Source organism: Streptomyces sp. BL1, assembly GCF_057628045.1.
In genome coordinates, this window is the sequence record NZ_JBXYWZ010000002.1 from 5093432 (window position 1) to 5117132 (window position 23701).

Annotated in this window: 25 protein-coding genes and 2 tRNA genes; 20 read left to right on the top strand and 7 right to left on the bottom strand. The window is 69.1% G+C overall.

Going from position 1 to position 23701, the window contains the following annotated elements:
• Positions 1-26: 26 nt before the first annotated feature.
• A complete protein-coding gene (locus AC3AGO_RS22345; RefSeq protein WP_487822001.1) occupies positions 27-872 on the bottom strand; it encodes a class I SAM-dependent methyltransferase family protein in 846 nt (281 codons plus the stop codon).
• 187 nt (positions 873-1059) lie between these two features.
• On the opposite strand from AC3AGO_RS22345, the gene AC3AGO_RS22350 reads away from it, so the two are divergent.
• Positions 1060-2094: a DUF8094 domain-containing protein gene (locus AC3AGO_RS22350; RefSeq protein WP_487822002.1), complete on the top strand. Its 1035-nt coding sequence runs from the start codon at positions 1060-1062 to the stop codon at positions 2092-2094.
• 108 nt (positions 2095-2202) lie between these two features.
• Here AC3AGO_RS22350 and AC3AGO_RS22355 read toward each other — a convergent pair whose 3' ends face one another.
• Together AC3AGO_RS22355 and AC3AGO_RS22360 are read right to left on the bottom strand one after the other, a co-directional pair.
• Positions 2203-2925, bottom strand: coding sequence for a LysM peptidoglycan-binding domain-containing protein (locus AC3AGO_RS22355; protein WP_487822003.1), 723 nt, complete (start codon positions 2923-2925; stop codon positions 2203-2205).
• 311 nt (positions 2926-3236) lie between these two features.
• Positions 3237-4151, bottom strand: coding sequence for a cation diffusion facilitator family transporter (locus AC3AGO_RS22360; protein WP_487822004.1), 915 nt, complete (start codon positions 4149-4151; stop codon positions 3237-3239).
• A gap of 189 nt (positions 4152-4340) precedes the next feature.
• Between AC3AGO_RS22360 and AC3AGO_RS22365 the strand changes: the two genes are divergently transcribed.
• The 5 genes from AC3AGO_RS22365 to AC3AGO_RS22385 all read left to right on the top strand — a co-directional run bounded on the left by AC3AGO_RS22365 (position 4341) and on the right by AC3AGO_RS22385 (position 9146).
• A complete protein-coding gene (locus AC3AGO_RS22365) occupies positions 4341-5375 on the top strand; it encodes a baeRF2 domain-containing protein (protein ID WP_487822005.1) in 1035 nt (344 codons plus the stop codon).
• A 59-nt stretch (positions 5376-5434) separates the two neighbouring features.
• Positions 5435-5959 (top strand): DUF5709 domain-containing protein, encoded by a 525-nt coding sequence (locus AC3AGO_RS22370; protein WP_487822006.1) that lies wholly within the window; start codon positions 5435-5437, stop codon positions 5957-5959.
• A gap of 31 nt (positions 5960-5990) precedes the next feature.
• Positions 5991-7499 carry an MFS transporter gene (locus tag AC3AGO_RS22375; RefSeq protein ID WP_487822007.1) on the top strand — a complete coding sequence of 503 codons (1509 nt, stop codon included), beginning with the start codon at positions 5991-5993 and terminating at the stop codon, positions 7497-7499.
• A gap of 194 nt (positions 7500-7693) precedes the next feature.
• On the top strand, positions 7694-8227 hold the full coding sequence (locus AC3AGO_RS22380; RefSeq protein ID WP_487822008.1) for an ArsR/SmtB family transcription factor: 534 nt from the start codon (positions 7694-7696) through the stop codon (positions 8225-8227).
• 100 nt (positions 8228-8327) lie between these two features.
• A complete protein-coding gene (locus AC3AGO_RS22385) occupies positions 8328-9146 on the top strand; it encodes a M23 family metallopeptidase (RefSeq protein WP_487824763.1) in 819 nt (272 codons plus the stop codon).
• 50 nt (positions 9147-9196) lie between these two features.
• Here the strand turns inward: AC3AGO_RS22385 and AC3AGO_RS22390 are convergent.
• From AC3AGO_RS22390 to AC3AGO_RS22400, 3 genes are all read right to left on the bottom strand, one after another.
• Positions 9197-9279 (bottom strand) — tRNA-OTHER (locus tag AC3AGO_RS22390).
• A gap of 143 nt (positions 9280-9422) precedes the next feature.
• Positions 9423-9905, bottom strand: coding sequence for a hypothetical protein (locus AC3AGO_RS22395; protein ID WP_487822009.1), 483 nt, complete (start codon positions 9903-9905; stop codon positions 9423-9425).
• Positions 9906-10654: 749 nt separating this feature from the next.
• Complete coding sequence (locus AC3AGO_RS22400) at positions 10655-11710, bottom strand: GmrSD restriction endonuclease domain-containing protein (protein WP_487822010.1); 1056 nt, start codon at positions 11708-11710, stop codon at positions 10655-10657.
• A gap of 893 nt (positions 11711-12603) precedes the next feature.
• Between AC3AGO_RS22400 and AC3AGO_RS22405 the strand changes: the two genes are divergently transcribed.
• From AC3AGO_RS22405 to AC3AGO_RS22460, 12 genes are all read left to right on the top strand, one after another.
• Positions 12604-12798: a hypothetical protein gene (locus AC3AGO_RS22405; protein WP_487822011.1), complete on the top strand. Its 195-nt coding sequence runs from the start codon at positions 12604-12606 to the stop codon at positions 12796-12798.
• Between the two features lie 5 nt (positions 12799-12803).
• On the top strand, positions 12804-12983 hold the full coding sequence (locus AC3AGO_RS22410) for a hypothetical protein (protein WP_487822012.1): 180 nt from the start codon (positions 12804-12806) through the stop codon (positions 12981-12983).
• Positions 12984-13060: 77 nt separating this feature from the next.
• Positions 13061-13726 carry a DUF2637 domain-containing protein gene (locus AC3AGO_RS22415; protein ID WP_487822013.1) on the top strand — a complete coding sequence of 222 codons (666 nt, stop codon included), beginning with the start codon at positions 13061-13063 and terminating at the stop codon, positions 13724-13726.
• 19 nt (positions 13727-13745) lie between these two features.
• Positions 13746-13940 (top strand): mobile element transfer protein, encoded by a 195-nt coding sequence (locus AC3AGO_RS22420; RefSeq protein WP_487822014.1) that lies wholly within the window; start codon positions 13746-13748, stop codon positions 13938-13940.
• A gap of 16 nt (positions 13941-13956) precedes the next feature.
• Positions 13957-14151 carry a hypothetical protein gene (locus AC3AGO_RS22425; RefSeq protein ID WP_487822015.1) on the top strand — a complete coding sequence of 65 codons (195 nt, stop codon included), beginning with the start codon at positions 13957-13959 and terminating at the stop codon, positions 14149-14151.
• 171 nt (positions 14152-14322) lie between these two features.
• Positions 14323-14496, top strand: a complete 174-nt coding sequence (locus AC3AGO_RS22430) for a hypothetical protein (protein WP_487822016.1) — start codon at positions 14323-14325, stop codon at positions 14494-14496.
• 92 nt (positions 14497-14588) lie between these two features.
• A complete protein-coding gene (locus tag AC3AGO_RS22435) occupies positions 14589-14786 on the top strand; it encodes a hypothetical protein (protein WP_487822017.1) in 198 nt (65 codons plus the stop codon).
• Complete coding sequence (locus AC3AGO_RS22440; protein ID WP_487822018.1) at positions 14783-15601, top strand: phosphoadenosine phosphosulfate reductase; 819 nt, start codon at positions 14783-14785, stop codon at positions 15599-15601. Before AC3AGO_RS22435 ends, AC3AGO_RS22440 begins: the two co-directional genes overlap by 4 nt.
• Positions 15602-15621: 20 nt before the next feature.
• The gene (locus AC3AGO_RS22445; RefSeq protein WP_487824764.1) at positions 15622-16032 is read left to right on the top strand and encodes an ASCH domain-containing protein; all 411 of its coding nucleotides are present in this window, start codon (positions 15622-15624) and stop codon (positions 16030-16032) included.
• Positions 16025-17413, top strand: coding sequence for a replication initiator protein RepSA (repSA, locus tag AC3AGO_RS22450; protein ID WP_487822019.1), 1389 nt, complete (start codon positions 16025-16027; stop codon positions 17411-17413). The genes AC3AGO_RS22445 and repSA overlap by 8 nt, the downstream gene beginning before the upstream one ends.
• Positions 17410-17607 carry a helix-turn-helix transcriptional regulator gene (locus AC3AGO_RS22455; RefSeq protein WP_487822020.1) on the top strand — a complete coding sequence of 66 codons (198 nt, stop codon included), beginning with the start codon at positions 17410-17412 and terminating at the stop codon, positions 17605-17607. The genes repSA and AC3AGO_RS22455 overlap by 4 nt, the downstream gene beginning before the upstream one ends.
• Positions 17607-19001 (top strand): tyrosine-type recombinase/integrase, encoded by a 1395-nt coding sequence (locus tag AC3AGO_RS22460; RefSeq protein WP_487822021.1) that lies wholly within the window; start codon positions 17607-17609, stop codon positions 18999-19001. Before AC3AGO_RS22455 ends, AC3AGO_RS22460 begins: the two co-directional genes overlap by 1 nt.
• Positions 19002-19190: 189 nt before the next feature.
• On the opposite strand, the gene AC3AGO_RS22465 is transcribed toward AC3AGO_RS22460, so the two are convergent.
• A tRNA-Arg gene (locus tag AC3AGO_RS22465) sits at positions 19191-19263 on the bottom strand.
• Between the two features lie 353 nt (positions 19264-19616).
• Between AC3AGO_RS22465 and AC3AGO_RS22470 the strand changes: the two genes are divergently transcribed.
• Together AC3AGO_RS22470 and AC3AGO_RS22475 are read left to right on the top strand one after the other, a co-directional pair.
• Positions 19617-21338 carry a dynamin family protein gene (locus AC3AGO_RS22470; protein ID WP_487824765.1) on the top strand — a complete coding sequence of 574 codons (1722 nt, stop codon included), beginning with the start codon at positions 19617-19619 and terminating at the stop codon, positions 21336-21338.
• Between the two features lie 5 nt (positions 21339-21343).
• Entirely contained in the window at positions 21344-23650 is a 2307-nt protein-coding gene (locus AC3AGO_RS22475; RefSeq protein WP_487822022.1) for a GTPase, read from the top strand.
• Positions 23651-23701 lie beyond the last annotated feature (51 nt).

The following is a 23701-nucleotide window of genomic DNA, read 5'->3' on the forward strand; positions in this document are numbered from 1 at the left end:
ACCGTGCCGCTGGACGCACCGGAACCTCACCCGCCTGTGCGACGGCACCGGGTCACCGTGAAGAGCCCCACATCCTCGCGCCTGCTGTCCACGGCTCCCGCGGCGAAGCCCGCCTTCGCCGCCCAGGCCTCCGCCTCCTCCACCGGACGGCACGTCGTCCGGCCGGGCACACCGCCGAGGAACTCCGGTTCCGGCGGGCGGGTCTGTGTCGTGAACAGCAGCGCCCCGTCCGGCGCCAGCATGTCGTGCAGTCTCTCCAGGGAGGTGACGACGGCGGCGTCCTCGGCCACCAGTTCGTACAGTCCGGACACGACGACGAGGTCCGGCGGCGTACCTTCCGGCAGGGGAGCGGGGTCGAAAGCGTCGCCCAGTTCGTACGTGAGCGAGCCGTCGGGCAGTCCGCGGCGCTGCGCGAGACTGCGGCCGGCCTCCAGTGCGGACTGTGCGCGGTCGCGGCAGAACACACGCAACTGACCGCCCGGCTGTTCCTCCGCGAGCAGATCCTGCAGACAGCGGCCCGGCCCCGCGGCGACGTCGAGGACGCGGATCTCCCCTCCGCGGCCGGCGATCTCCTCGCGCAGCATCTGTTTGAGCAGTTCGCCGCGTGCCCGGACAGCGCGCGCCCCTGTGGTGGCGAGGTACCTGCGGTCGACGAACTCCCCGAGGACGGGCAGCACCCGGAGGCCGTGCGGCTCGTTCGCGTACACGTAGTCGGCCGCCGTGCCGCTGTCGAAACCGTCCCGCCAGCCGATACGCACACCCTTGCTCACCCGTCCCACAGTGCGCAGAGCAGCGTGTACGGCGGTCCGTTTCGCCCTGTCGAGCGGCGAGGAGCGGTGCGGCCCGCCTGCCGCGCCGAGCTGACCGGTCATCAGTGTCGACCCCCTGAGTCGTCGTCCTGTGATCTGTCTGCACAGCGGCGCGCCTGAGCACACGTACGACAGTTGTGCGACAGCCGCGCACATCCCCACGGCCTCCGGTCTCCCCCTCGTCCCGTCGGCACGCGATCATACGGAGAGCGGCACGCAGTACAGGCGAACAGCTGAACGGGGAGTACGCATGCGCCAGTTGACCCTGCCGGGCAGCGGGAGGGCCGCAGGAGTCACAGCTGTGGCCTGCCTCTCCGTGGCGGCCCTCGCACTGTCCGGCTGCACGTCCGCCGGTTCCGGGGACGGGGGCGGCGACAGGAAGGCGCGCGCGGAAGCCACCGCGGAGGCCGCAGGGAAGCCCGTCCTCACGACGGACGCCGCACAGCAGGTCGTCGACCACTACGTGGACGTCAACAACCGGGCCAACGCCCGGCAGGACGCGAAGCTGCTCGGCACGGTCGAGGCGGGCCCGGTCCACGAGCGGAGCACCGCCGAGTACCGGCAGTTCGCCACCCGCTCGCCGAAGGAGAAGGACGAGTACGCGGGCGCGTTCCGCTACGAGGACCTGACGTTCCACATCCCGTCCGGCGGCGACTGGTTCGCGGCCACGGCCCGGGTGGCCGACGACGGACAGCGCCGGATACTCGTCTTCGAGAAGAGCGGCAGTGGGGCCGGCGACAAGGACACATGGAAGATGACCGGCGTGGTCCACCTGGACGAGAAGGTCCCGGAGATCGCCTCCGGCAGCCGGGGCGCGGCGGCCACCGCGGAGCCGGACGCGGCGAGCGGCAGTCTGACGCCCCGCCAGGTGACCGCCGCGGTGGCCGACCTGTACGCGACGGGCGGCAAGAAGACCGGCGGGAAACTCGCCCGTACGAAGTCCGTGCAGCGCGCCCTGAAGATCCACCGCGAGCGCGACCGTGCCCTCGGAAAGCTCGGCGTCCGCAAGACCTTCGCGCCCGCGCGCCCGGAGCTGCCCCGCGTGCACGCCCTGCGCACCAGCGACGGCGGCACCCTCGCCGTCGTACCGCTCGCCCACACCGTCCGTACGACAGCCGGCCGCCCGGGCCGCTCCGTCACCCCGTCGTCCCGCGAGGCCGTCTACGACCCCGACCCGCGCCGCACCGTGACCGACACCCACGCGGGACAGGCCGCCGCCTACCTGCCGCCCGCAGGACGGCCGCGCGTGCTGGGGACGGACTACGCGATGACGGACTCCCGCTGAGCGAGGCGCGGGCACGCCGCTTGCGCACAAGTAGCCGCAGCCCGCGTCCTCGGGGGAGGGGACGCGGGCCGCGGCGGTTCAGGGGCACGGCCCGTGCGGGCCGTACGGTCAGCCGATGCGGAGGTGCTGGCCCGGGAGGATGAGGTCCGGGTTGCCGCCGATGACGGACTGGTTGTTCTGGTACACCGTCTGCCAGTTGACGCCGTGGGCCGCCGCGATGGAGCCGAGGGTGTCACCGGACTTCACGGTGTAGTTGCCGCCCGTGGACTGCTGCTGGGTCTGCTGCTGCGGCTGCTGCACCGGAGCGGCCTGCCGCTGCGGCTGAGCCTGCTGGGTCTGCTGCGGCTGCGCCTGGCGCTGCGGCTGGGTGTGCTGCTGCGGCTGCGACTGCTGCTGAGTGCGCTGTTCGGTCTGCTGCGTGCTGCCGCTGTCCGGGCTGACGTTCGCCGGGGCGCCGCCGGCGCGGAGGTTGCCGGCGCCCGCGCAGCCCCAGGCGCCCGGGCCCTGCTGTGCGAGCAGCTTCTCGGCGGCGGCTATCTGCTGTTGCTTGGAGGCCTGATCGGCGCGCGGCGCGTACTGCGTGCCGCCGGCAGCCTGCCAGCTGGACTGCGAGAACTGCAGGCCGCCGTAGTAGCCGTTGCCGGTGTTGGTGGACCAATTGCCCCCGGCCTCGCACTGGGCGACCTTGTCCCAGGTGTCGACCGAGGCGGCCTGCGCGCCTGTGGCCGACATCAGCGGAATGGCGACGGTGGCGCCGGCGACACCGGTCACGGCGGCGATGCGAGCGGTCTTGCCGGGTCGGCGGTGGCGTCCCTTGCCGGAGAGCTGCATGGTCTTTCTTCCTTACGGTCGCGGCGGTTCACCGTCGGGCGCGGTGAACGGGTCGAGCGGGAGGACCGTAAGCAGACCGCCGTGGAAGCTCCAAAATCCGTCATGAGGCTTCAAATTGCTCATTCGGCCGTTCAAAGAGCTTCATTTCCGCAGGTCAGACAGTATGCGGCGAAATTCGGACAAGACGGTACGGAGGGGATGGCGAGAGAGAAGCGTCACATGGTCCGGGCGTGTCTCGTGAGGACCCGGATGCGCTGCGTCAGGACATCCGTCCGGCGTGGTCATGTCCCCAACACGCCCCGGAGCGCGCGCTAGTGGGACGGATGGCCGGGCTCTTCGTCCTTCCTTTCGGGACCTTCGATCTGGATGGTGGCGTGGGTGATGCCGTACTGCTCGTCGAGCAGTCCCAGCACCCGGTCGAGCACCGCGCCCGGCTGCGCGCCCGACTCCGGTACGACGTGTCCGCTGGCGGAGTCCAGGCCCGAAGTGACCGTCCAGATGTGCAAGTCGTGCACATGCGCGACGCCGGGCAGTGCCTCGATCTCCGCTTCCACCGCGGCGACGTCCATGCCGGACGGCGCGGCCTCCATCAGGATCCGTACGGCCTGCCGCATCAACTGTCCCGCGCGCGGGAGGATGAACAGCCCGATGGCCACACCGAGTACCGGGTCGACATACCGCCAGCCGGTCAACTGGATGACGACGGCGCCGACGATCACAGCGACCGAACCCAGCAGATCGCCGAGCACCTCCAGATAGGCGCCCCTGAGGTTGATGCTGTCCCGCGCGCCCACGGACAGCAGCCGGAAGCTGATCAGGTTGACGACCAGACCACCGGCCGCCACCAGCAGCAGTGGAAGCCCGGGCACCTCCGGCGGGTCGCCCCACCTGCGCACCGCCTCCCACAGGACGTACGCGGCGACGGCGAACAGCAGCACACCGTTCGCGAGCGCCGCCAGGACCTCCAGCCGGTATGTGCCGTACGTACGCTGCCGCGGCCCCTCGCGCGCGGCGAGCGTGACGGCGGCCAGCGCCATCCCGAGCCCCAGTACGTCGGTGCCCATGTGCGCCGCGTCGGACAGCAGGGCGAGCGAACCGAAGACCACACCGCCGACCAGTTCGGCGACCATGTACAGCGCGGTGAGCACGAACGCGACAGCGAGCGGTTTACGGTGCCGGGCCCCCGCGGACAGCGCCCCCGCGCCGGGGCCGTGGTCGTGTCCCATGCGGCGAAGCTAGCAACAGGGAGCGCCGGTCACGGGCATTGACGGCATGCGCCGCTGAGGCCGTCCGGCGCGCGGCCGAGCCGCGGCGGCTGCGCGTCACGCACCGTCGCATGCCCCTGTCACCTGCGTGTTTACGCCGATCTGTACGGGTACGCGGAGGGCTGGAACCGCACCGGATTGGGGTTGGTCATGGAGCTGAACGAGCTGAAGCCTGTGTACGCCCACGAGGGGCCGTTCGCGACGGTCTACCTTGAGGGCCGATCCCCGGGCGAGGACGCAGAGAAGCAGGTGAGGCTCCGCTGGCAGGCTCTGCGCGAGCGGCTGGAGGGCGAGAACGCCGACAGTGCCGCACTCGACGCCGCGGAGCGCGCGCTCGCCCGCGACGAGCCGGGTGAGGAACAGACCAACGGCCGCGTGCTGGTGGCCTCCGCCGGCGGTGTCGCCCTGGACGCCCCCTGGGACGCGGCACTCGGCCGCGGCGACGACGCCCACTGGGGCGTGCTGCCCGAACTCGGCGCGTACGTACGGGAGGCCGCACGCGCGGTCCGTGTGCTGCTGGTCGTCGCCGGACAGGAGGACGCTCAGCTGCGCCACCTGGTTGTCGCTCAGGAGCACTCCCCGGAAGAGGTGTTCCGTGAGGACGTGCGGGGCAGCTCGGTCGAGGGGCCGCACCATCCGCGCGAGGGCGCACTGGCGCACCGCAGGATCCAGCGCCGCGCCGACGAGGCGGTCGGCCAGAACGCCAAGGAGATCGCCGAGGCGGTGGCCCGCGCGGTGTCGGACTTCGGACCGGACGTCGTCGTGCTCGCCGGCGAGGTGCAGGGACGCACGGCGGTGCGCGAACAGCTGCACGCGGAGCCGGCCGGAATCCTGGTGGAGACCGAGAAGGGCGGCCGCGGCCAGACCGGCGCCGAGGAGGCACTGGCCGACGAAGTGCTGCGCATCGCGGGCGACTTCAGTGAGGACGCCGCACGGCAGGCCGCGTCCCGGCTGGAGGAGAGCGCCGCACACGGCCGGGCGGCGCGCGGCGATCCCGAGGTGGTGAAGGCCGCGGAGACGGGCGCGCTCGGCACGCTGCTGTTCGAGGACGGCGCGGCCGCCAAGCGTGAGGCGCTGCTGCTGAAGGCGGCCGCCGAGACGAGCGCGTCGTTCAGTCTGACGCCGTCCGGAACCGGACTCCCCGACGGCGTCGGCGGACTCCTCCGCTTCTCACCGGAAGGCTGACACCAGGGGCCGGCCCGGCAGGGGCCGGCCCCGTACCGCTCACACACCGGAGCGCAGACATGTCCGACGACTACGCAGAACTGCCCGAGGACGACGGCGTACTGGAGCCCTCCGACTCGCTGGAGACCGACGTCCTGGACGCCGACCCGCTGGACACCGGGATCGTCCCGCCTGACCGCTGGTCGGTGGCCGAGTCCTTCGGCACGACGGCGCGCGAGGCGCACGAGGGCGCCTCGCTCGACCAACTGCTCGCCGCCGAGGTCCCGGAGGTCCAGGGGTCGGTCAGCGACACGTGGCAGGACGGGCCCGGCCCCCGTGCGGGACGGCTGGTCGCCTCGGACGAAGGGACGCACGGGACGGCGGAACCGGAGACCTACGCGTACGACGAGGGCGTGGACGGCGGTGCCGCGAGCGCCGAAGAGGCAGCCGTGCACATCGAACGCGACTGGGGCGAAGAGGGGATTCAGGGGGTCGAGGGGGCGGAAGGGGAGGACGGGGAGTCCGAACGGGCCGAAGGGTTCGAAGGACTTGAGGAGTACGCGGACTCCGGGGAGTTCACCGGGCAGGATGGCGCCGGGGCCTGACGGCCCCCAGATCCCGCAGGGGAGGCTCCAGATGACCGGTGGCGCCGGTTCCGTCCCGGGTACTGTCCGGCTCGCGTCACCGTCCGGCCGCTGGGCGCTGAGCTGTTCGGTGCTCGCGTCCGGCATGGCGCTGCTGGACGGCACCATCGTGAACATCGCACTGCCCCGCCTCGGCGAGGACCTGGACGCCTCGCTGGCGAGTCTCCAGTGGACCGTCAACGCCTACATGCTGACCCTCGCCGGACTGATCCTGCTCGGCGGCGGACTGGGCGACCGGTACGGACGGCGACGGGTGTTCGTCGTGGGGGTCGTCTGGTTCGCGGTGGCGTCCGCGCTGTGCGGACTCGCCCCCAGCAGCGGGGTGCTGATCGCCGCCAGGGCGCTCCAGGGCGTCGGCGGCGCGCTCCTCACCCCGGGCTCCCTCGCGCTCGTGCAGTCCACCTTCCGCCCGGAGGACAGGGCGAAGGCGGTCGGCGCGTGGTCGGGGCTCGGCGGGGTGGCCGGTGCGGTCGGCCCGTTCCTGGGCGGCTGGCTGGTGGACGGGCCCGGCTGGCGCTGGATCTTCCTGATCAACCTGCCGCTCGCGGCCGCCGTCGTGGTGGTCGCCCTGCGCCATGTGCCCGAGAGCCGTGACAGCGAAGCTGTCGGCGATTTCGACAGCGCGGGTGCGATCCTCGCCGCGGCAGGGCTGGCGGGCTTCACCTACGCGCTCATCGTCGCGTCCGGCGACCCGTCCTTCCTGACGGTCGCCGTGCCGGCCGCTGTCGGGCTGCTGTGCAGTGCGGCCTTCGTCTCTGTCGAACGGCGCATCGCACACCCGATGGTGCCGCCCGGCATCTTCGCCTCGCGCGTGTTCAGCGCCGTGAACCTCGTGACGCTGTGCCTGTACGCGGCCATCGGCGGCGTCTTCTTCATCCTGCCCCTCCAGCTGCAGACCGCCCTGGACTACAGCGCGCTCCAGGCCGGCATGGCGACCCTGCCCGTGACGGTGCTGATGCTCGGCCTCTCCGCGCCGGCCGGCGCCCTCGCCCAGCGCATCGGCCCCCGACTGCCGCTCGTCGCCGGCCCGTTGGTCACGGCAGCCGGGCTGCTGCTGTTGCGCAGGACGGGGCCGGACAGTTCCTCGTACTGGCTCGACGTCCTGCCGGCCGTCCTCGTGCAGGGCCTGGGCATGAGCATGTTCGTCGCGCCGCTCACGGCCACCGTGCTGGCCTCCGTGGACGTCTCCCGTTCGGGCATCGCCAGCGGCATCAACAACGCGGCGGCGCGCTCGGCGCAGCTGTTGATCGTCGCCCTGCTGCCGCTCGCGATCGGCCTGTCGGACCGCGGCTACACCTCCGCCGTCGAGGTGAACCAGGCGTTCGGGACCGCCATGTTCCTCTGCGCCGGACTGTGCGTCGTCGGCTCCCTGCTGACCGGTCTGCTCGTACCGTCCGGCGTCCTGCGGGAGACCCCGGGGCACGAAGTGGCCCGCCCCCAGTGCACGAAGCATCTGGGCGTGTCCTCCCCGCCGTTGGAACCCGGCGGCGACGACAAGTGAGCTGACCGCCCGTCACACACGCCTGCCGCTCCGGGGGATGCGAGGGCTGTGACCGCGCGCCGTCCGTCTGCCTTCTGGCCGGCCGGGGCTGTGTCGCGTCCGCCTTTCCCGGCCCCTTCCGGTGCGGCGACCGGACCCGGGCATGGACCCGGATACGGACTTGCGGAAATTCCGTAATTACGTAGTCTCGATGTATGGAGCTGGAGGAGCGCGTCGCCGAGCTCGAACGGCGACTGGCCGCACTGGAGTCGGCGGCCCCGCGGGCCGACGGCCCGCAGGACAACCGGGAGGACGGTCTGTCCGCAGGGCGCGAGGACGCGTTCTGGGTGCTGCGCGGCTGGAAGGAACAGCTGACCGCGGAGGGCCTGGAACGGGGCGGCGTCCTGTTCACCGGATCCGTCGGGACGCAGGACGGCAGAACGTACGAATGGCAGTACGGCGCGACCACCGAGGACCTCACGGAAGGCGACTGGTCGCCGGCCGTCGACTCGCTCGCCGCCCTCGGCCACACCGTGCGGCTCCGGCTGCTCCGCGAGCTCCACGAACAGCCGCGCACCGTCGCGGAACTGGCCGCGCTCGAAGACCTCGGCACGACCGGCCAGATCTACCACCACCTGCGGCAGCTGACCTCCGCAGGCTGGCTGCGCACCGTCTCCCGCGGCCGCTACGAGGTGCCGCCCGAACGCGTCGTCCCGCTGCTGGTGATCCTCGCGGCCGTACGCCGCTGACCCGCTGTACGCCGCCGGTCTGCCGCCGGGCCGGCCTGCTGAATGCGGCCGATGTCCCGTCCGCCGGACCTCCGCCGGACCCGAGAAAGGACAAACCGTGATCACGAACCCCGCTCTGCTCAAAGCGTGCTCGGTCTTCTACCGGTGCTGCCTGTTCCTGTTCGTCGCTCTGATCGTCGGGGGCTTCTTCGCCGACTACTCCCAACTGCTGACGTTCACACCGTTCGCCCTCGCACTGTTGGTGACCGTCCTCCGCCGTCCCCGCAAAAGTGCGCTCCGGGTCACAGGCGCGCAGCCGACGGAGACCGGCGCCCCGGTACGTGGCCGCTGGGCCGCGCTCAACAGTCCCGCCGACAAGGTGCCCAGCCACGGCACGCACGCGTACGGCCAGACGTACGCGATCGACATCGTCGCCGAACCGTCCGACGGCGACCGCCCGCCGTTCGGCTGGTGGCCCCTCGTACGCCGGAACCGTGATTTCCCCGCGTTCGGCGCGCCGCTCCTCGCCGTCGCCGACGCCACCGTCGTGCACGCGTCCGGCCACCGCCGCGACCACCTGAGCCGCAACTCCTGGGCGGCGCTGGTCTATCTGCTGTTCGAGGGGCTCGCGCGGGAGATCGGGGGCGCGGGCTGCGTCGTCGGCAACCACGTCGTCCTCGACCTCGGCGACGGCACGTACGCCCTGTACGCCCACGTACAGCGCGGCTCGCTGTCCGTACGCGCGGGCGACAAGGTGACCGCGGGCGAGCAGATCGGCCGCTGCGGCAACTCCGGCAACTCCACCGAACCGCACGTCCACTTCCAGCTGATGGACCACCCCGACCCGGACATCGGCCGCGGCACGCCCTTCACCTGGAGCGACATAGGCGTCCCGGCCAACGGCGAACACTTCACAGCCGACGCCCGCACAAGGACCTGACCAACAAAAGGACCCCTCCGTGTGGGAGGGGCCGACAGGGGGAGGAAAGGTGCCCCCGGCAGGACTCGAACCTGCGGCCAAGCGCTTAGAAGGGCCTCATCTGGTCTGCCGTGATCATGGCGTTGACCTGGGCGGGTGAAGGGCCGCCTCTGCTGTGCTGCTCAACTTCGACACGTATTCGACTCATTGCTCATAGTCGATAGTGAAAGTTGGAGAAGCCTTCGGGAGTACGCGAGCAGGTAGGACCTCCTAGGAGGTGAGTCAAGTACCTATTGCCTAAAGCAAGGAGTCGCCCTTTTGCTGTTCGGCAGCGAACCAGTTCGTGATCTCTTCAATCGTATGTCGTACTGGCTTCCCTGCGAGGTACTGAGTGTACTGCTTTTCTTGTCGTGGAGCGGGACGGCCAGGGGGAATGCTGCTGATGGGAAGCCAGAGCATCTCTTCGAAGCACTGGGGAAGCTTGATTGGGAAGATCGCTCCGGATTTTTTCTCGATGAGCATGGGGAGCTGATGCGTTGCACGATTCCTCGCGAAACGAGTTCCCAACGTGACCATGCGACCGCACTCGTTGCTTGCTCGATAGTTGGAGTCCCTATCCTCCAACTGTTCATCAAGGACGCATGCCCAGTAGATCACCTCAACAGTAGGGATAACCATCAAGGCTTCCGGGTGTCCGATGGCAAGTTGGTCGTAGTAACGCGTACGTGCAGAACGAAAGCCTTGAAGAGCTACCTGGAGCATGTCTGGTTGTGATGTCACGTATTTAACGGTACAACGCGGCTGCAACATCGTTGTGATCAATTTTAAGCGGCGACACGGGACGGTTTCTACTTGGGGATGTGACCACGAACTAGAGCCGGAGTAGCGTAATTGCGATATAGGTAGATAGTATTTATTGGGCAGCGGCGAATGCGATGTCTCGGAGGTCCGATGCCCATTGCGTGAAACGAGTGTCACCGTTGCTGTCACGCTGGCATATCCATGCCTCAAGTGATGGGGCGCCCTGGAATTGTAGGAGTCGCTGGACCTGTTGAGCGGTACCTGGATTGATGTGGCCAAAGAAGTTTCGGCACAGTCTAATTTCATCAGCCGGAGAAGTTGCGGACGAGAAAGCTATGCGTAAGGTTTGGGAATTTTGTAGGCAGATGTTACCTGTTAACTTCATTACTGTCCGGGATATTCCCCAGTTTGGAGACCAAAGTGCGTTGGGTGGTTTCCCGTATGCGGATTTGCAGGCCGTATTGAAGTCCGCATAGCTGCGAATCCCCGCGGCCCGATGAAGTTGCACACCATTAGCCGTGTAGGCCTTCTTGAATGCGCTAGCAGCAAGGATTTTTCGAGTGAATTCTTCCCAGCTGGAGTACAGGTTGATGGTTGCGATTCTCTTTACTGCGCTTGAGTGGCGTGGATCGACGTCCTTTGCGCCAAGAAGGACCGATTCGATGGATCTGTCGAGGCCCATCGTAGTGGCGGAAAATTCTTGCGCTATTCGCAGGAGACTTTTCATTTTAGCGCCGGCAGACGGCGTCAATGTAGTACTTTAGGCGAACCTCGCGTGTTGAAATGCGTTGAGTGGATACGCCGCTAGCCGACACAAACTCGGCGTATTCGCCACTAGTAGAGCCTTCAGCCAGTGCGGCAGCTAGCTTCGTAAGGGAACTCTCGATCTGCGATTTATCCCTCAAGCCACGCCCGCCAGGTGGCAGTTCTTGGTTGACATCTCCTTGTTTAAGGCCATGAAGTCCGTGACAGAATGCTGCAAAGAGCATCAGAAATTGTGGAGCTCGCTGAAGCTGTGTCGAAGAAATTAGCGCTTCATGGTTAGAGATGATCGAGGTCAGGGCCTTATCAAGGAGGCTGCGAACCGAGTCTTCCTCGGGGAAGTCGTCGTCATTTTCTCCGTATAGGCGATCGATCGCCGCTGAACCGCCATCGGTTACGCCCCTCATTACTACTGAGAACATCTCCGCCATTAGGCTGTCATCGCCCATTCGGAGACGACCCCTCCCATTGATGACACCTAGGTTTTCCCAGAGGGCCTTCCAATCCCTGGCAGCCTCGTGGACGGCCCACTTGAATGCTGTCTGGTATTTCGCGTGTCGCTTCTCGGCGGCATTTAGGGAGACCGTGTAACTGTTCAGTCGCGCGAACACTTCTAGAACATCACTATCTGTGGCGTTCTGCAGAGTGTCAACTGCGATGGGGTAGTCTAGGAAATCTCGCTGTAGTTCCTCTGGCATTGTAGAGTACTGCATTCCAGCAAATTCCCCGGTTCGACGCGTAAGTGAAAACCCGCCTTCAGCGAACTGGATGATTGCCCGTAGGCGCTGCTGGCCATCAACAACCTCGCGCTTGCTTTTACGTGTTCGCGGGTCAACTGATGTTCGAATGTACACCTTTGGAATTGGCATCCTGCGCAGGATAGAGTCAATCAGATAAATTTTTGCCTCAGGTCGCCAAACTTCCCGTCGCTGAAAAACAGGATTCAGCACCAGGCTTCCCGTGTCATGCCAGGATAGGAAATCATGAACCCGAAACTGCTCAAGGATGCTCTCTGTTGCCACTGCTGCTCCTTCAAGAGGCGGGGTCTGGCTAGCTCGTGGACATGACGAACGTCCATGGCTTTGAGCTTCGTTCATGGTAGGCCCCAGTTGTCACGGCGTAAGGTCAACTCCGGTCAGAACTTGCTTTGGTGACGACCTGACACTTGGCTTGGGCTGCGCCTCGGTGATGCCTCCGGACATGACCTGGTGCTCTGAGCGTTCGTGTCTCGTCGTGTTGCGTGGAAGTGATCTTGCTCTAGGGCACGCCAGCGCGCACGAAGCTAGTTCGGCAGGGCGAGCGATGCCGGTAGTCTCCTGAGGTAGCTGCCGGCGTTGTCTGCCTCGTGCTCGCGGCAAGCGTCGCTAGGTCGGTGGAGCGGCTTTGGGCTGGAGCTGCTTTGGGGCGAGAGATCGGGGGCCACTAAGCTGCCTGCGACTCGGGCAGCACCTCGCCTGCCCGGAACCGCCCGAGCGTGGCCCCCGATCTTAGAGGCTCGCCCCAAAGTGGCTGCCTAAAGCCGTGGAGCCGGCCGGACCCAGCCCCGTACGGCCCCCTCTTCGTCTCCCCGCACGCTTGGCGCGCTGCGTGGCGCGTCGCGCGGTGGCGGAGACATGGAGCGCAGAGCGCCGGAAGCGGCGCGCGCCCCGCTGTGCGGGGCGCCTTGATGAAGTAGAGAAACTCTGACCGCGCTGCGTCCATGGATCAGGACACGCCGCATCGTTCGGCCAGTTCGGCAAGCTGAGTCGGGGTGCGTTGCCCTGAGAGCTGTACAAGGTCTCGCAGCACGCCGCGGGCATGGTGGTGCGAACGGTCTCTGAGACGGCCTGACCCTCCCTGCTTCACCGGCCGGTGTGACCGCCTTCGCGCCAACGCCCTACCCCTCCCATGCCTGAATCCGAAGGAGTGGACTGCCATGTGCAACCGCTGTGAGGACTTCCGCCGCACAGTGAACCTGCTCAACGATCTGGCCCTGTACGCCAACCGGCCGGATGCGGATGCGGAGTTCGCAGAGGTGGCCGGCTACGCGCTGGCCGCGTCCCTGCCCGCGGCGGCGCCCGGTGACGGCGGCTTCCCGCCCGCCCCGCCTGCGCCCGGACAGGGTTGGTGACCGCCATGGCTACCGCCCGCAAACCCGCCGCGAAGAAGCCGGCCACGAAGCAGTGCCAGCCGTGTAAGGGCACGGGCGAAGTCGCCGTTCACGTGCAGGTCGGCTCTCGCCGTAAGCGGATGACCGATGACCAGCAAACCGGGCTGTGTCTCACCTGCCTCGGCTCCGGCATCGCCACCGACTGACTGCCCGCGGCCGGACGGCAGGCACACCAAGCCCCGTCCGGCCGCCGGCCCAACCATGGGAAGGAGGAATCCGGATCATGTTCCGTTCGCTGCGGATCGACGCCGTACTTGTTCAGGCCGTGATCGCTGGTGCCCTCTCCTTCGCGCACCTGCACGACCTCGCGTATGCGGCCGGACAGCACGGCTGGAAGGCCTGGGCCTACCCGATCAGCGTGGATCTGCTGCTGGTCGCGGCCTGGCATCGGATCCGCACCCTGCAAGCCGCACAGGTCCCGGCCCGGTTGGCGTGGACGTGGTTCCTCATCGCTCTCGTTGCCTCGCTCGGGGCCAACGTCGCCACCGCGGGCCTGCTCGACCTGGACCACGTGCCGGCCTGGCTGCGGATCCTCGTTGCCGGATGGCCTGCGCTCGCGTTCTTCGGCGGCACCCTCCTGGCCCACGCACCTGCTGAACGCCCCGACCGCGAACCGACATCGGACAGGGCTCCGGAATCGGCTTCCGAGCCTGCCCCGACGGTGCACGTGGATCGCCCCGAACTGCCCGCCGAGCCAGCACCGTCCGCGCCTCCCCAGCCTCCGGCACCGGCCGCGCCGAATGTTCCGCCGGCTCTGGTCGAGCACGCCCGGAAGGTCGCCGACACCCACCAAGCCCAGACCGGTACCGCTATCGACACCGACACCCTGCGCGCTCGCCTGGGCGTGCCGGCACCGATGGCTGAGGCCATCGCCGACCAACTCACCTGACCAGACAAGGAGATCCGTCATGCCTGCTCGCGATCGCTTCCACTCGGTCGAACGGATCGGGCCCGTGCAGATCGGCACGCACCGCGATCCGCGCACCGGACGCACCCGGCATGCCGCGGTGTGCACCTCGGCTGAGTGCGGCTGGTCCGCCGACTACGGCAACCGCTCCGCTGCCCAACTCGCTGCCCGCACGCATCGCTGCCGCATCCGCTGAGAGGAGACATCCCGCCATGACCATCACGATTCCGCTGGTGCTGCTGCTGGCTCTCGTCGGCTACTTCGGCATCCGCCTCATGCACCCGCCCATCTGGCTCGTGATCGTGCTCCTGCTCGGTGGCTTCCTCCTTGCCGACACCTTCCTCGCCCCCGCCATCGAGGACAGCGCACGCACCGGCACCGAAATCGTCAACGACACCGCCAAGTGACCTTAGGGAGAAACGCTCATGCTGCGACCCAAGTACCCCAGCAACCCCGCCCCACCGGCACCCACACAGGCCCTTACCCCGAGCGCCGTACACCCGGCCGCAACGGCGTCTGCCCCGGCCCCACAGCCGGCCTACACGCCGCCTCAGGCCCCGGCACCGACCCGGCCCGCAGTGCAGCTCACTCCGGGCTCTCTCGCGCTGCTCGTCGGCGGCGGAACAGCCGTGGTGCTGGTCCTCGGCTCGGTCCTCGTCTCGCTGCTACTTGCCGTAGCCGTCTGCGGCATCTCCATCGCGGTGTGCGCGGTGGTCCTGCGCTCGCTTCTCAACTCCCAGCCCAAGCGCTGAACGGCCCTCGGGACGGCCCAGATACCGCCAAGCATCACGCCGTCCCGAGCGCCTGCACCTTCCCAATCCGTAGATCAGAAGGAGCCTCCATCATGAACCAGCCCACCCCTGCCCGGCGACGCTGCAACGACTGCGACGGGTTTTCGACCGTCCACGTCACCACCGGCACCCACCACCCGGACGGCAGCCGTCAGACCGTTTCCGTGACCTGCCGGGCCTGCCGGGGTACCGGCCTTGTCCCCGTAGTGATCGCATCTCGCGTCGTGCGGCACACGGCGGTGACCGCATGACCACGCAACCTCTGCGCACCTTCAGCTTCGGTGGTGGGGTGCAGTCCGTGGCCTGCCTCGTGCTCGCCGCACAGGGCCAGCTTCGCTATGACGCGTTCCTCTTCGCCAACGTCGGTGAAGACTCTGAAGACCCCCGAACCCTGGACTACTTCCGCCAGCACGCCGCCCCGTACGCCGCCGCCCAAGGCATTCGCCTGGAAGAGCTGCACCGCACCCGCCGAGACGGCAGCACTGAAACCCTCTGGGGCCGCCTCACCAAGGAAGGTTCCCGGTCCCTGCCCATCCCCGTACGGATGTCCAACGGCGCCCCCGGCACCCGCAACTGCACTGCTGACTTCAAAATCAAGGTTGTCGGCAAATGGCTCAAGCAGCACGGAGCCAGCGCAGACAACCCCGCCACGGTCGGCATTGGCATCAGCGTCGATGAGATCCAGCGCGCCAACAACCGTCGCAGCAACCCCTACGAGCACATCACCTATCCGCTGCTTGACCTCGGCCTGCGCCGTACGGACTGCCACCGCATCATCCGAGGGGCTGGCCTGCCCGTACCGCCGAAGTCGGCCTGCTTCTTCTGCCCCTTCCACCGTCCCGAAGCCTGGCGTGAACAACGCCGCAGCGCCCCGGACCTGTTCGCCAAGTCCTGCCAGCTCGAACGCCAGCTCAACGAGCGCCGTGCCCACCTCGGCAAAGACTCGGTCTACCTCACCCGCTTCGGCAAGCCACTCAACGAAGCCATCCCCGATGGCTGGGACACTCTCCCCTTCGACGAGTGGGACGAGACCGGCCTGTGCGACTCCGGGCGGTGCTTCACGTGAACCACACTGCAGCACGGCCCGTGCGCGCACTCACCCTTTGGCAGCCTTGGGCTACCTGCATAGCGCGCGGTACGAAGCGGATTGAGAACCGCAGTTGGAGCACCGACTACCGCGGCCTGCTTCTCATTCATGCCGGCAAGTCCCTCGACCTGCGAGCCCAACAGGTGCCGTTGACGCGTCCGTTCCTGCGCCGGCGGCTGCCCTTCGGCGCGATCCTCGCCGTGGCCCGGCTCATCGGCTGCCACCCGGATGACGGCTGGTGTTCGCTGTGGGCACAGCCCGGCGGCTGGCACTGGCACCTGGCCGATGTGATCCCGCTGTCCCAGCCGATCCCGTATCCGGGTGAACGGGGGCTGTGGGCGCCTCCGGCGGAGCTGCTGGCCACCAAGCCACTCGCCCTCGCACTGGATGCGGTGAGCGCCGATGCCTGAGGCCAACCTCGACACCGTGGGCGGTCTGGATCCGGTCACCCTCGCCGACGTTCTGCGGGTCGCCTCGGACCCGGACTTCGGCCGCTGGGAAGACCAGATCCGCCGCACTGGCGGCTGCACCAACCCGATTCACCTCCAGGGCTGGAAGGTCACCCAGGGCAAGGCCACCGGCGCCGTCCTGCACCGGTACGCGATCACCGATGAGCCGGGCGGCAGGCTGCGGATCGCCTGCGGCAACCGCCGTGCCTCCCGGTGCTCTTCGTGCGCTCGGACGTACTCCGCGGACACGTACCACCTGATCCGCGCGGGCCTGGCCGGCGACGAGACGAAGAACATCCCTGCCACCGTGCGCGAACATCTGCGGGCCTTCGTCACCCTCACCGCCCCGAGCTTCGGCCCGGTCCATAACCGACCCGACACCGGACGCTGCCGCTGCGGCACCCACCACACCGAAGACGACCCGCAGTTGGGCACCCCGTTGGACCCTGCCAGCTACGACTACGCGGGCGCGGTGCTCTTCAACAACCACGCCTCCGACCTGTGGGCACGCTTCACCAACCGGCTGCGCCGCGAGCTCGCCGCCCGCCTCGGGGTGCCGCAAGGCCGGCTGCGGGAGGTGTGCCGGCTCTCCTACGGCAAGGTCGCAGAGTTCCAGAAGCGCGGCGCGAGCCACTTCCACGCGGTCATCCGCCTCGACGGACCCGACGGTCCGCACAGTCCATGCCCATTTAAATGGGACTCCGCTGACCTTCTGGACGACGCGATCCGGTCGGCCGCCCACCACAGCTACACCCGCGTTGAAGTACCTGCAGCCGGCAATGAGCCGTCCCGCACCCTGCGTTGGGGTGCCCAGCTCGACATCCGGCCGGTACGGGCCTTCGGGGACGGCTCGGAGCTGACCGAACAGGCCGTTGCTTCCTACGTGGCCAAGTACGCCACCAAAGCAGCAGAGAACACGGGGACTCTGGATCGGAAGATCGGTGAGTTGGCCGAACTCGACACGCACCACGTGCCCGACCACGCCCGCCGGCTCATCCGCGCCTGCTGGGATCTGGACCCTCACTACCCGGAGCGGCGGTTGTGGGCGTGGGCGCACATGCTCGGCTTCCGCGACCACTTCTCCACGAAGTCGCGCCGGTACTCGACAACCCTGGGCGCCCTGCGTCAGGTACGAGCCGACTACCGCGCCGCTGAACAGGCCGCAGCTCTCGGCCTGGAGGACACCGACCCGGACACCGTGCTGGTCCTCGCCGACTGGCACTACGCCGGCCACGGCCACACACCGGGTGAATCCGCCCTCGTCGCCGGCATCGCCCGCGACCTCCAGATCAACCGCGACACCGCACGCGAAGCCCTGCAATACGAAGGGAGCTCAGCATGACCACGGCCGTCGGCTCGCCCCGGATGCTCACCCTTCCTGAGGTCTGCGAAGAGCTGAACATCTCGCGTTCGACCTTCTACGAGTGGCGGGCCAAGAGGCGTGCGCCGCGCTGCATCAAGCTTCCGAACGGTGATCTCAGGATCAGGCGCAGCGACTTGGATCACTGGCTTGACGACCGTGAGGAGGCTGCCTGATGGAGACGACTTACGACGTCAAGGTCTACAAGATCCTGACGTACAAGGGTTCGCGGAAGACCACGTACACCGTGCGCTGGGTGGCCGCAGGCAAGCGCTGGCGTGAGCCCTTCGAAACAGCCGCGCTGGCTGAAGGGTTCCGCTCCAGCCTCATCCAGGCCATGAGCAAGGGAGAGGCGTTCGTCGTGGCGACTGGGCTGCCGGTCTCCCATCGGTCCAAGTCGGCCGCGATGAGCTGGTACAAATTCGCCACTCAGTACGTGGACGCCCGTTGGGCCCAACTCGGCGGCAACAGCCGTAAGAACGTGGCCAAGACCCTCACGGCAGTGACCATCGCGCTGCTCCGCGTACAGCCCTCCCTGTTCGATCCCATGGCGGTTCGCACGGCACTTCGCGAATGGGCGTTCAACGCGAACCGCAGAGAGAAAGCGCCGCGGGACGTGGCGGTCATCCTCAAGTGGGTTGAGCGGAACTCCCTTCCGGTCTCGGCCTGGGAAGCTCCGGAGAAGGTTGATGAGGTGCTGCAAGCCATCGATATGCGGCTCGATGGCAAGCAGGCGGCTGCCTGGTCACGGAAACGCCATCGCCGGATTCTCAATGTCGCGATGAAGTACGCGATCCGACAGCGCATCTTGCGGACCAACCCTCTGCCCAAGGGCAAGGAGCTGTCGACGGCCACCAAGACCACCAACGCGGTGGACAAGCGCTGCCTGATGAACCCCGAGCAGGCGGCGGCGATCCTCGACTGCATCCGCCGGCGTCCTCGCGGGGGCGTGAGGCTGCATGCCTTCTTCGCCACGCTGTACTACTGCGGGCCGCGTCCCGAGGAAGTCGTGGCCATGCGCGTGCGGGACGTGAGGCTGCCGGAGCCTGACGCGAGTGACCAGTGGTCTGAGTTGCTGATCCACACGGCGACCCCTGAGGTCGGCAAGCAGTGGACCGACACCGGAGAGGTTCACGAAGAACGGAACCTGAAAGGCCGTGCTGAAGGGGACACGCGCACTGTGCCGGGGCATCCGGCTCTGACGCGCATCCTGCGGCGGCACATCAAGGAGGAACAGCTCAAGCCTGGTGACCTGTTGTTCCAGGGCGAGAACGGCGGCATCCTCGCCGGCTCCGTCATCAGGCGGGCGTGGCGGAACGCCCGGAAGGCTGTACTGCCCGCGCACGTGGTCGAATCCCCCACGGGGAAGCGCGTGTACGACAACCGGCACACTCGCCTGACCAAGTGGCTGAACGACGGGATCCCGCCGGCGCAGGTAGCGGAGTGGGCAGGGAACAGCGTGCTCGTTCTGCTGGCCACCTACGCCCGGTGTGTCGAGGGGCAGCTCCCGGACCTGAAGAAGCGGCTCGAAGCTGCTGGGGACCTGCCCGAGCACCCTGACGCTGGTTGACCTTCCTGCTGGAAGCTTCGACACGTATTCGACACGGCCACCCGCGAAAACCCGGTGATAGCCGGACAGTCCCGGACCCTTCCCTTGATCATGAGGGGAGCGGCCGGGGTTACGTCGTGTCGCGTGTCACCCGCCCTGACCAACAAAAAGACCCCTCCGCGGGGGAGGGGCCGACAGGGGGAGGGAAGGTGCCCCCGGCAGGACTCGAACCTGCGGCCAAGCGCTTAGAAGGCGCCTGCTCTATCCACTGAGCTACGGGGGCCGGTCTCTCGGTCGCGGAGAGGGGCGGGCGCGTCTTCCGGTGACCTCGGCCCGGTCAAGGATAGGGGCCCGGTCGGCACGCTTCCCCTGCTTCACGTCCGCGACACCATGTGGAGGTTCAGTGAAGCGGTCCCGATAATCGCAGGCGGGTGCGATTTGTGCAGCGGTTTTGGCCGTGTCGGCGGATGGTGTTGCGCAGTCGTTATGGCTGCGGCCCCTGCGGCGGCCTCGTTGTGTGGGCCAGATGGGGTGAATGGGGCGAATGGCGAGCGAATGCCACCGTTTTCCGCGCGAAGGACCCCGAATGCGCTTCAAAAAGCCAACAGAATTGGGCATTCTTCCCATGTGGCGATCTTGGACGTACGGCCCGAAGCACTCGACGCGCTGACCGCTCTGCGCGGCCGCGTCGCTGCCGCACGCTTTCCGCTGCCGCTGCCGGGCGCCGAACGGGCGCGCCGTTCTCGCGAGGAACTGCTGGCACAGTTCGACGACTATCTGCTGCCGCGGCTGCGTTCGCCCGAGGCACCGCTGCTCGCGGTCGTCGGCGGATCGACGGGTGCGGGGAAGTCGACACTCGTCAATTCCCTCGTGGGGCGCCGGATCAGCGAGGCGGGCGTGCTGCGCCCGACGACCCGCATCCCGGTGCTGGTGTGCCATCCGGAAGACCATCACTGGTTCGGGGGACAGCGTGTGCTGCCCCGGCTCGGCCGGGTCTGGATGCCCCGTCAGGAGGGCACGTCGGGCAGTGCGCCGGACGACGGCGTACCGGACGGAGAGGGCACGGAGGACGATCCGTTCGGCGAGGAGGACGGAGAGGCCGGCGCCGTACAGGCGCTGCGGATCGAGACGGACTCCTCGCTGCCGGTCGGCCTCGCCCTGCTGGACGCCCCCGACATCGACTCCCTCGTCGCCCGCAACCGCGACCTGGCGGCCGAACTCATCTGCGCGGCGGACATCTGGGTGCTCGTCACGACAGCGGCGCGGTACGGGGACGCCGTGCCGTGGCACCTGCTGCGTACCGCGAAGGAGTACGACGTCACCCTCGCCACCGTGCTCGACCGGGTGCCGCACCAGATCGCACCGGACGTCGCACGGCAGTACGGACTGCTGCTGGACAGCGAGGGACTGTCGGAGGTGCCCCGTTTCACCATCCCCGAACTGCCCGAATCCGCGGGCGGGTCGGGGCTGCTGCCGCTCACCGCCGTGGCCGGACTGCGGGACTGGCTGACCCGGCGGGCCCAGGATCCCGTCGCACGGTCGGTCGCCGCGGCCCGTACGGCAGCAGGTGCGCTCGTGTCGCTCCGTCCGCGGGTCGCCGCTCTGGCGAACGCGGCGTCCGCACAGTACGCGGCCGCACAGCGGCTGATGCTGCACGTCGAAGAGGCGTACGAGACGGCGGGCGAGGACGTACGGAGGCGCATCGCGGCCGGTGAACTGCTCGCCGGTGACGCGGCCGCACACTGGCACGGCTTCCCCGTGGACAGCAGCGTGGACGAACTGCTGGACGCTTTCGAGGACGGACTGACCGCGCTGCTCGGCGAGGCGGTCGCGGAGGCCGACGAGCGTGCGGGCACCGCCTGGCAGGGCGAACCGGGCGCTCCGGGCGGCCCGTTGACCATGGCCGGCGAGCCGCACGGCGCGGACGGCGACGGGGCCGACGAAGAGCACGGCCGTGCGGGCGTGCTGGTGCGGCGCTGGCGGCGTTGCCTGGAGGAGCTCGCCGAGGAGGAGGCCCGCGCGGCCGAACGGCACTCCGCCGCCGACGTGGACGGCCTCACAGGACTGCTCGCCGCCTCCCTGCTCGGCGGCGACCGTACGGGGGACGCACGCGCGGCACTGACCGGCGTCCTGGGCGCACGTGCCGCGAAGCGGCTGCGGGCCCGCGGGCAGCGGCTGCTCGGTACCTATGTCGAACGGGTGCTGTACAGCGAGCGGGACCGGCTGCTGCTGCCGCTGGAGCGGCTGGAGGCGGAGCCCGATCCGCAGGTGGAGATGATCGCCGCGTACTCCGGGCTGCTCCGTGTCCAGCAGGGGCGGGACGTACGGGAATTGACCCACCAGCAGACGGAGAGGTGACCGGGATGCCGCCCGCGGACGAGGAGCACACGGCAGACGACGCGGCCGTCCCGGCGGCCGGAGGAACCGGCGGGGACGACAGCCGGGACAGGCAGCGCGCCCTCTGGGGAGACGGACTCATCGCACGCCGCGCACCGGAGCGGGACGGACAGTCCCGGCCGGACGGCGGCAGGGGCGGACTGCTCACAGAGGAGACGGAAACCTGGCCGGCCTGTGGCACGGACGACGAGCAGAACGGTCCGTCCGGTGTGCCGGAACAGACGGCCGGTGCGGGCAACAGGCACGCGGCAGGCGGGTCTTGCGGCACACGCGGACCGGCGACCGTGCCGGCCGGTGCGACGGGCCACACAGCCGCACAGGCGACGGACCCCGCGGACGACGGACTGCGGCAGCGGCTGGGCGCACTGCGCGAACTCGTCGCACTGTCACGCACCCGGCTGGACGGACAGACCCTTACCGAGGCCGGGCAGGTGCTCGACGAGGCGAGCGCCCGCGGGCGGCTGCCGCGCGCGTACACGACGGTGGCGATCGCCGGGGCCACCGGCAGCGGCAAGTCGTCCCTCTTCAACGCCCTTGCGGGCGCACGTCTTTCCGAGACCGGCATGCGCCGGCCGACCACGGCGGCACCCGTCGCGTGCACATGGGAGGCCGGTTCCGCGGAGGGCGGCGCCGGAGGACTGCTGGACCGGCTCGGCATCCCGCCGGCCGCCCGCCGCCGGCTGCGGGCCCCCGGCGCACAGCCGGACGGCGGACAGAACGGCGGCCGGTACGAAGGAGGCCGCGAGGGGGCAGGCCGGACGGCGGGCGGACCGTACGAGGACGGTGAGCGCGACGGCGGCGTGCACGACGGTGAACTGGGCGGGCTCGTACTGATCGACCTGCCCGATCACGACTCCGTCGCGGTGGAACACCGGGAACACGTCGACCGGCTGCTGCGTCTCGTCGACGCCGTCGTGTGGGTCGCCGACCCGGAGAAGTACGCGGACGCCGTGTTGCACGACCGCTATCTGCGGCCCCTCGCCGACTACGCGGAGGTCACCTTCGTCGTCCTCAACCAGACGGACAGGCTGCCCGGCGAGGCGGCCGACACGGTGCTCGACGACCTGCGGCGGCTGCTGGACGAGGACGGCATGGCGCTCGGCGAGCACGGCGAACCCGGCGCACGTGTTCTCGGCGCCTCGGCCGTCACCGGGGACGGTGTGGCCGGACTGCGCGAGGAACTCGGCGACTTCGTGGCCGGCAGGCGGGCAGCCGCGTTGCGGTTGACCGCCGACCTGGACGGCGCCGTACGGCGGCTGCGCCCCGTGTACGCGGAACCGGGCCCCGACGCCACGGCCGACGGCCCCGTGGGGCTGACGGAGCACGCACGCGAGGACTTCGAGGAGCGGCTGGCGTCGGCGGCCGGCGCCGCGGCGGCCGGACAGTCGGCCGAACGGGCCTGGCTGCGGCACGCGGAGCACGCGTGCGGGACGACCTGGGCGCGGCTCGCACGATGGCGCGCGGCCCGGCGTACGGGGGAGACGGAGCCGGCGGGAGAGACGCTGCTCGGCATGCGGGCGGAAGCGGCGGAGTCGTCGGCAGCCGGAACGTCCGCTCCTGCCGGGGCAGTCGGGGCCGGCAGGACCGCCGGACCGGGCGCCGCCGGCGGGCTCCGCGGTGCTCTCGGCGCCAGGGCGCCCCGTGGACTCCGCGGCCTCCCGGGGTTCCGGGGCACGGGCGTGGCGGTCCGGCCCGGCGGGCCCGACAGCGCGGGGCCGGAGGAACGGCACGTGGCGCGGCCCGTGGTGGACCGCGCCGTACGGGAGCTGACCGAACAGGCGTCGGACGGGCTGCCGGAGGCGTGGGGGAGGACGGTGCGCGACGCGGCACGGCGCGGGGCCGAGGGGCTCCCGGAGGCGCTGGACGACGCGGTGGCCGAGGACACGGCGCGGGGCGGCGAAGGGGCACAGCTGCCGAGGCCGACGTGGTGGGGCGTGACGGCGGCCGTACAGGGACTGCTGTTCGCGCTGCAAGTGGTGGGCGTGCTCTGGACGTTGGCGGAACTGCTGGGCCTGGGCGGGGGAGTGGGCCGGCTGCCGGTGGTGCTCGCGGTGGGCTGCGCGGCCGGCGCGCCGTTGCTGGCCTGGGCGTGCCGGACCGCCGCGCGCGGACCGGCACGCGCGTACGGGCTGCAGAAGGAGCAGCGGCTGCGGCGGCTGGCCGCGGGGTGCGGCAGAGCGCGGGTACTGGAGCCCGTGGCGGCCGAACTGCTGCGCTACCGCGAGGTGCGGGAGCAGTACGTCATCGCCGCGGGCGGCCCGGACCGGGCGTAGCGGACCGGGCGTGTAGCGGGGCGCGGGCGGCGCGGGGCGGGGCGACGCGCG

What these genes read in the sequence shown, in the direction of transcription:
- AC3AGO_RS22410 (WP_487822012.1), top strand. Translation starts at nt 12,804, where the DNA reads ATGGCTACCGCCCGCAAACCCGCCGCGAAGAAGCCGGCCACGAAGCAG.
- AC3AGO_RS22360 (WP_487822004.1), bottom strand. Translation starts at nt 4,151, where the DNA reads ATGGGACACGACCACGGCCCCGGCGCGGGGGCGCTGTCCGCGGGGGCC.
- AC3AGO_RS22355 (WP_487822003.1), bottom strand. Translation starts at nt 2,925, where the DNA reads ATGCAGCTCTCCGGCAAGGGACGCCACCGCCGACCCGGCAAGACCGCT.
- AC3AGO_RS22345 (WP_487822001.1), bottom strand. Translation starts at nt 872, where the DNA reads ATGACCGGTCAGCTCGGCGCGGCAGGCGGGCCGCACCGCTCCTCGCCG.
- AC3AGO_RS22475 (WP_487822022.1), top strand. Translation starts at nt 21,344, where the DNA reads ATGCCGCCCGCGGACGAGGAGCACACGGCAGACGACGCGGCCGTCCCG.
- repSA (WP_487822019.1), top strand. Translation starts at nt 16,025, where the DNA reads ATGCCTGAGGCCAACCTCGACACCGTGGGCGGTCTGGATCCGGTCACC.
- AC3AGO_RS22365 (WP_487822005.1), top strand. Translation starts at nt 4,341, where the DNA reads ATGGAGCTGAACGAGCTGAAGCCTGTGTACGCCCACGAGGGGCCGTTC.
- AC3AGO_RS22420 (WP_487822014.1), top strand. Translation starts at nt 13,746, where the DNA reads ATGCCTGCTCGCGATCGCTTCCACTCGGTCGAACGGATCGGGCCCGTG.
- AC3AGO_RS22455 (WP_487822020.1), top strand. Translation starts at nt 17,410, where the DNA reads ATGACCACGGCCGTCGGCTCGCCCCGGATGCTCACCCTTCCTGAGGTC.
- AC3AGO_RS22375 (WP_487822007.1), top strand. Translation starts at nt 5,991, where the DNA reads ATGACCGGTGGCGCCGGTTCCGTCCCGGGTACTGTCCGGCTCGCGTCA.
- AC3AGO_RS22435 (WP_487822017.1), top strand. Translation starts at nt 14,589, where the DNA reads ATGAACCAGCCCACCCCTGCCCGGCGACGCTGCAACGACTGCGACGGG.
- AC3AGO_RS22425 (WP_487822015.1), top strand. Translation starts at nt 13,957, where the DNA reads ATGACCATCACGATTCCGCTGGTGCTGCTGCTGGCTCTCGTCGGCTAC.
- AC3AGO_RS22415 (WP_487822013.1), top strand. Translation starts at nt 13,061, where the DNA reads ATGTTCCGTTCGCTGCGGATCGACGCCGTACTTGTTCAGGCCGTGATC.
- AC3AGO_RS22440 (WP_487822018.1), top strand. Translation starts at nt 14,783, where the DNA reads ATGACCACGCAACCTCTGCGCACCTTCAGCTTCGGTGGTGGGGTGCAG.
- AC3AGO_RS22350 (WP_487822002.1), top strand. Translation starts at nt 1,060, where the DNA reads ATGCGCCAGTTGACCCTGCCGGGCAGCGGGAGGGCCGCAGGAGTCACA.
- AC3AGO_RS22380 (WP_487822008.1), top strand. Translation starts at nt 7,694, where the DNA reads ATGGAGCTGGAGGAGCGCGTCGCCGAGCTCGAACGGCGACTGGCCGCA.
- AC3AGO_RS22405 (WP_487822011.1), top strand. Translation starts at nt 12,604, where the DNA reads ATGTGCAACCGCTGTGAGGACTTCCGCCGCACAGTGAACCTGCTCAAC.
- AC3AGO_RS22460 (WP_487822021.1), top strand. Translation starts at nt 17,607, where the DNA reads ATGGAGACGACTTACGACGTCAAGGTCTACAAGATCCTGACGTACAAG.
- AC3AGO_RS22370 (WP_487822006.1), top strand. Translation starts at nt 5,435, where the DNA reads ATGTCCGACGACTACGCAGAACTGCCCGAGGACGACGGCGTACTGGAG.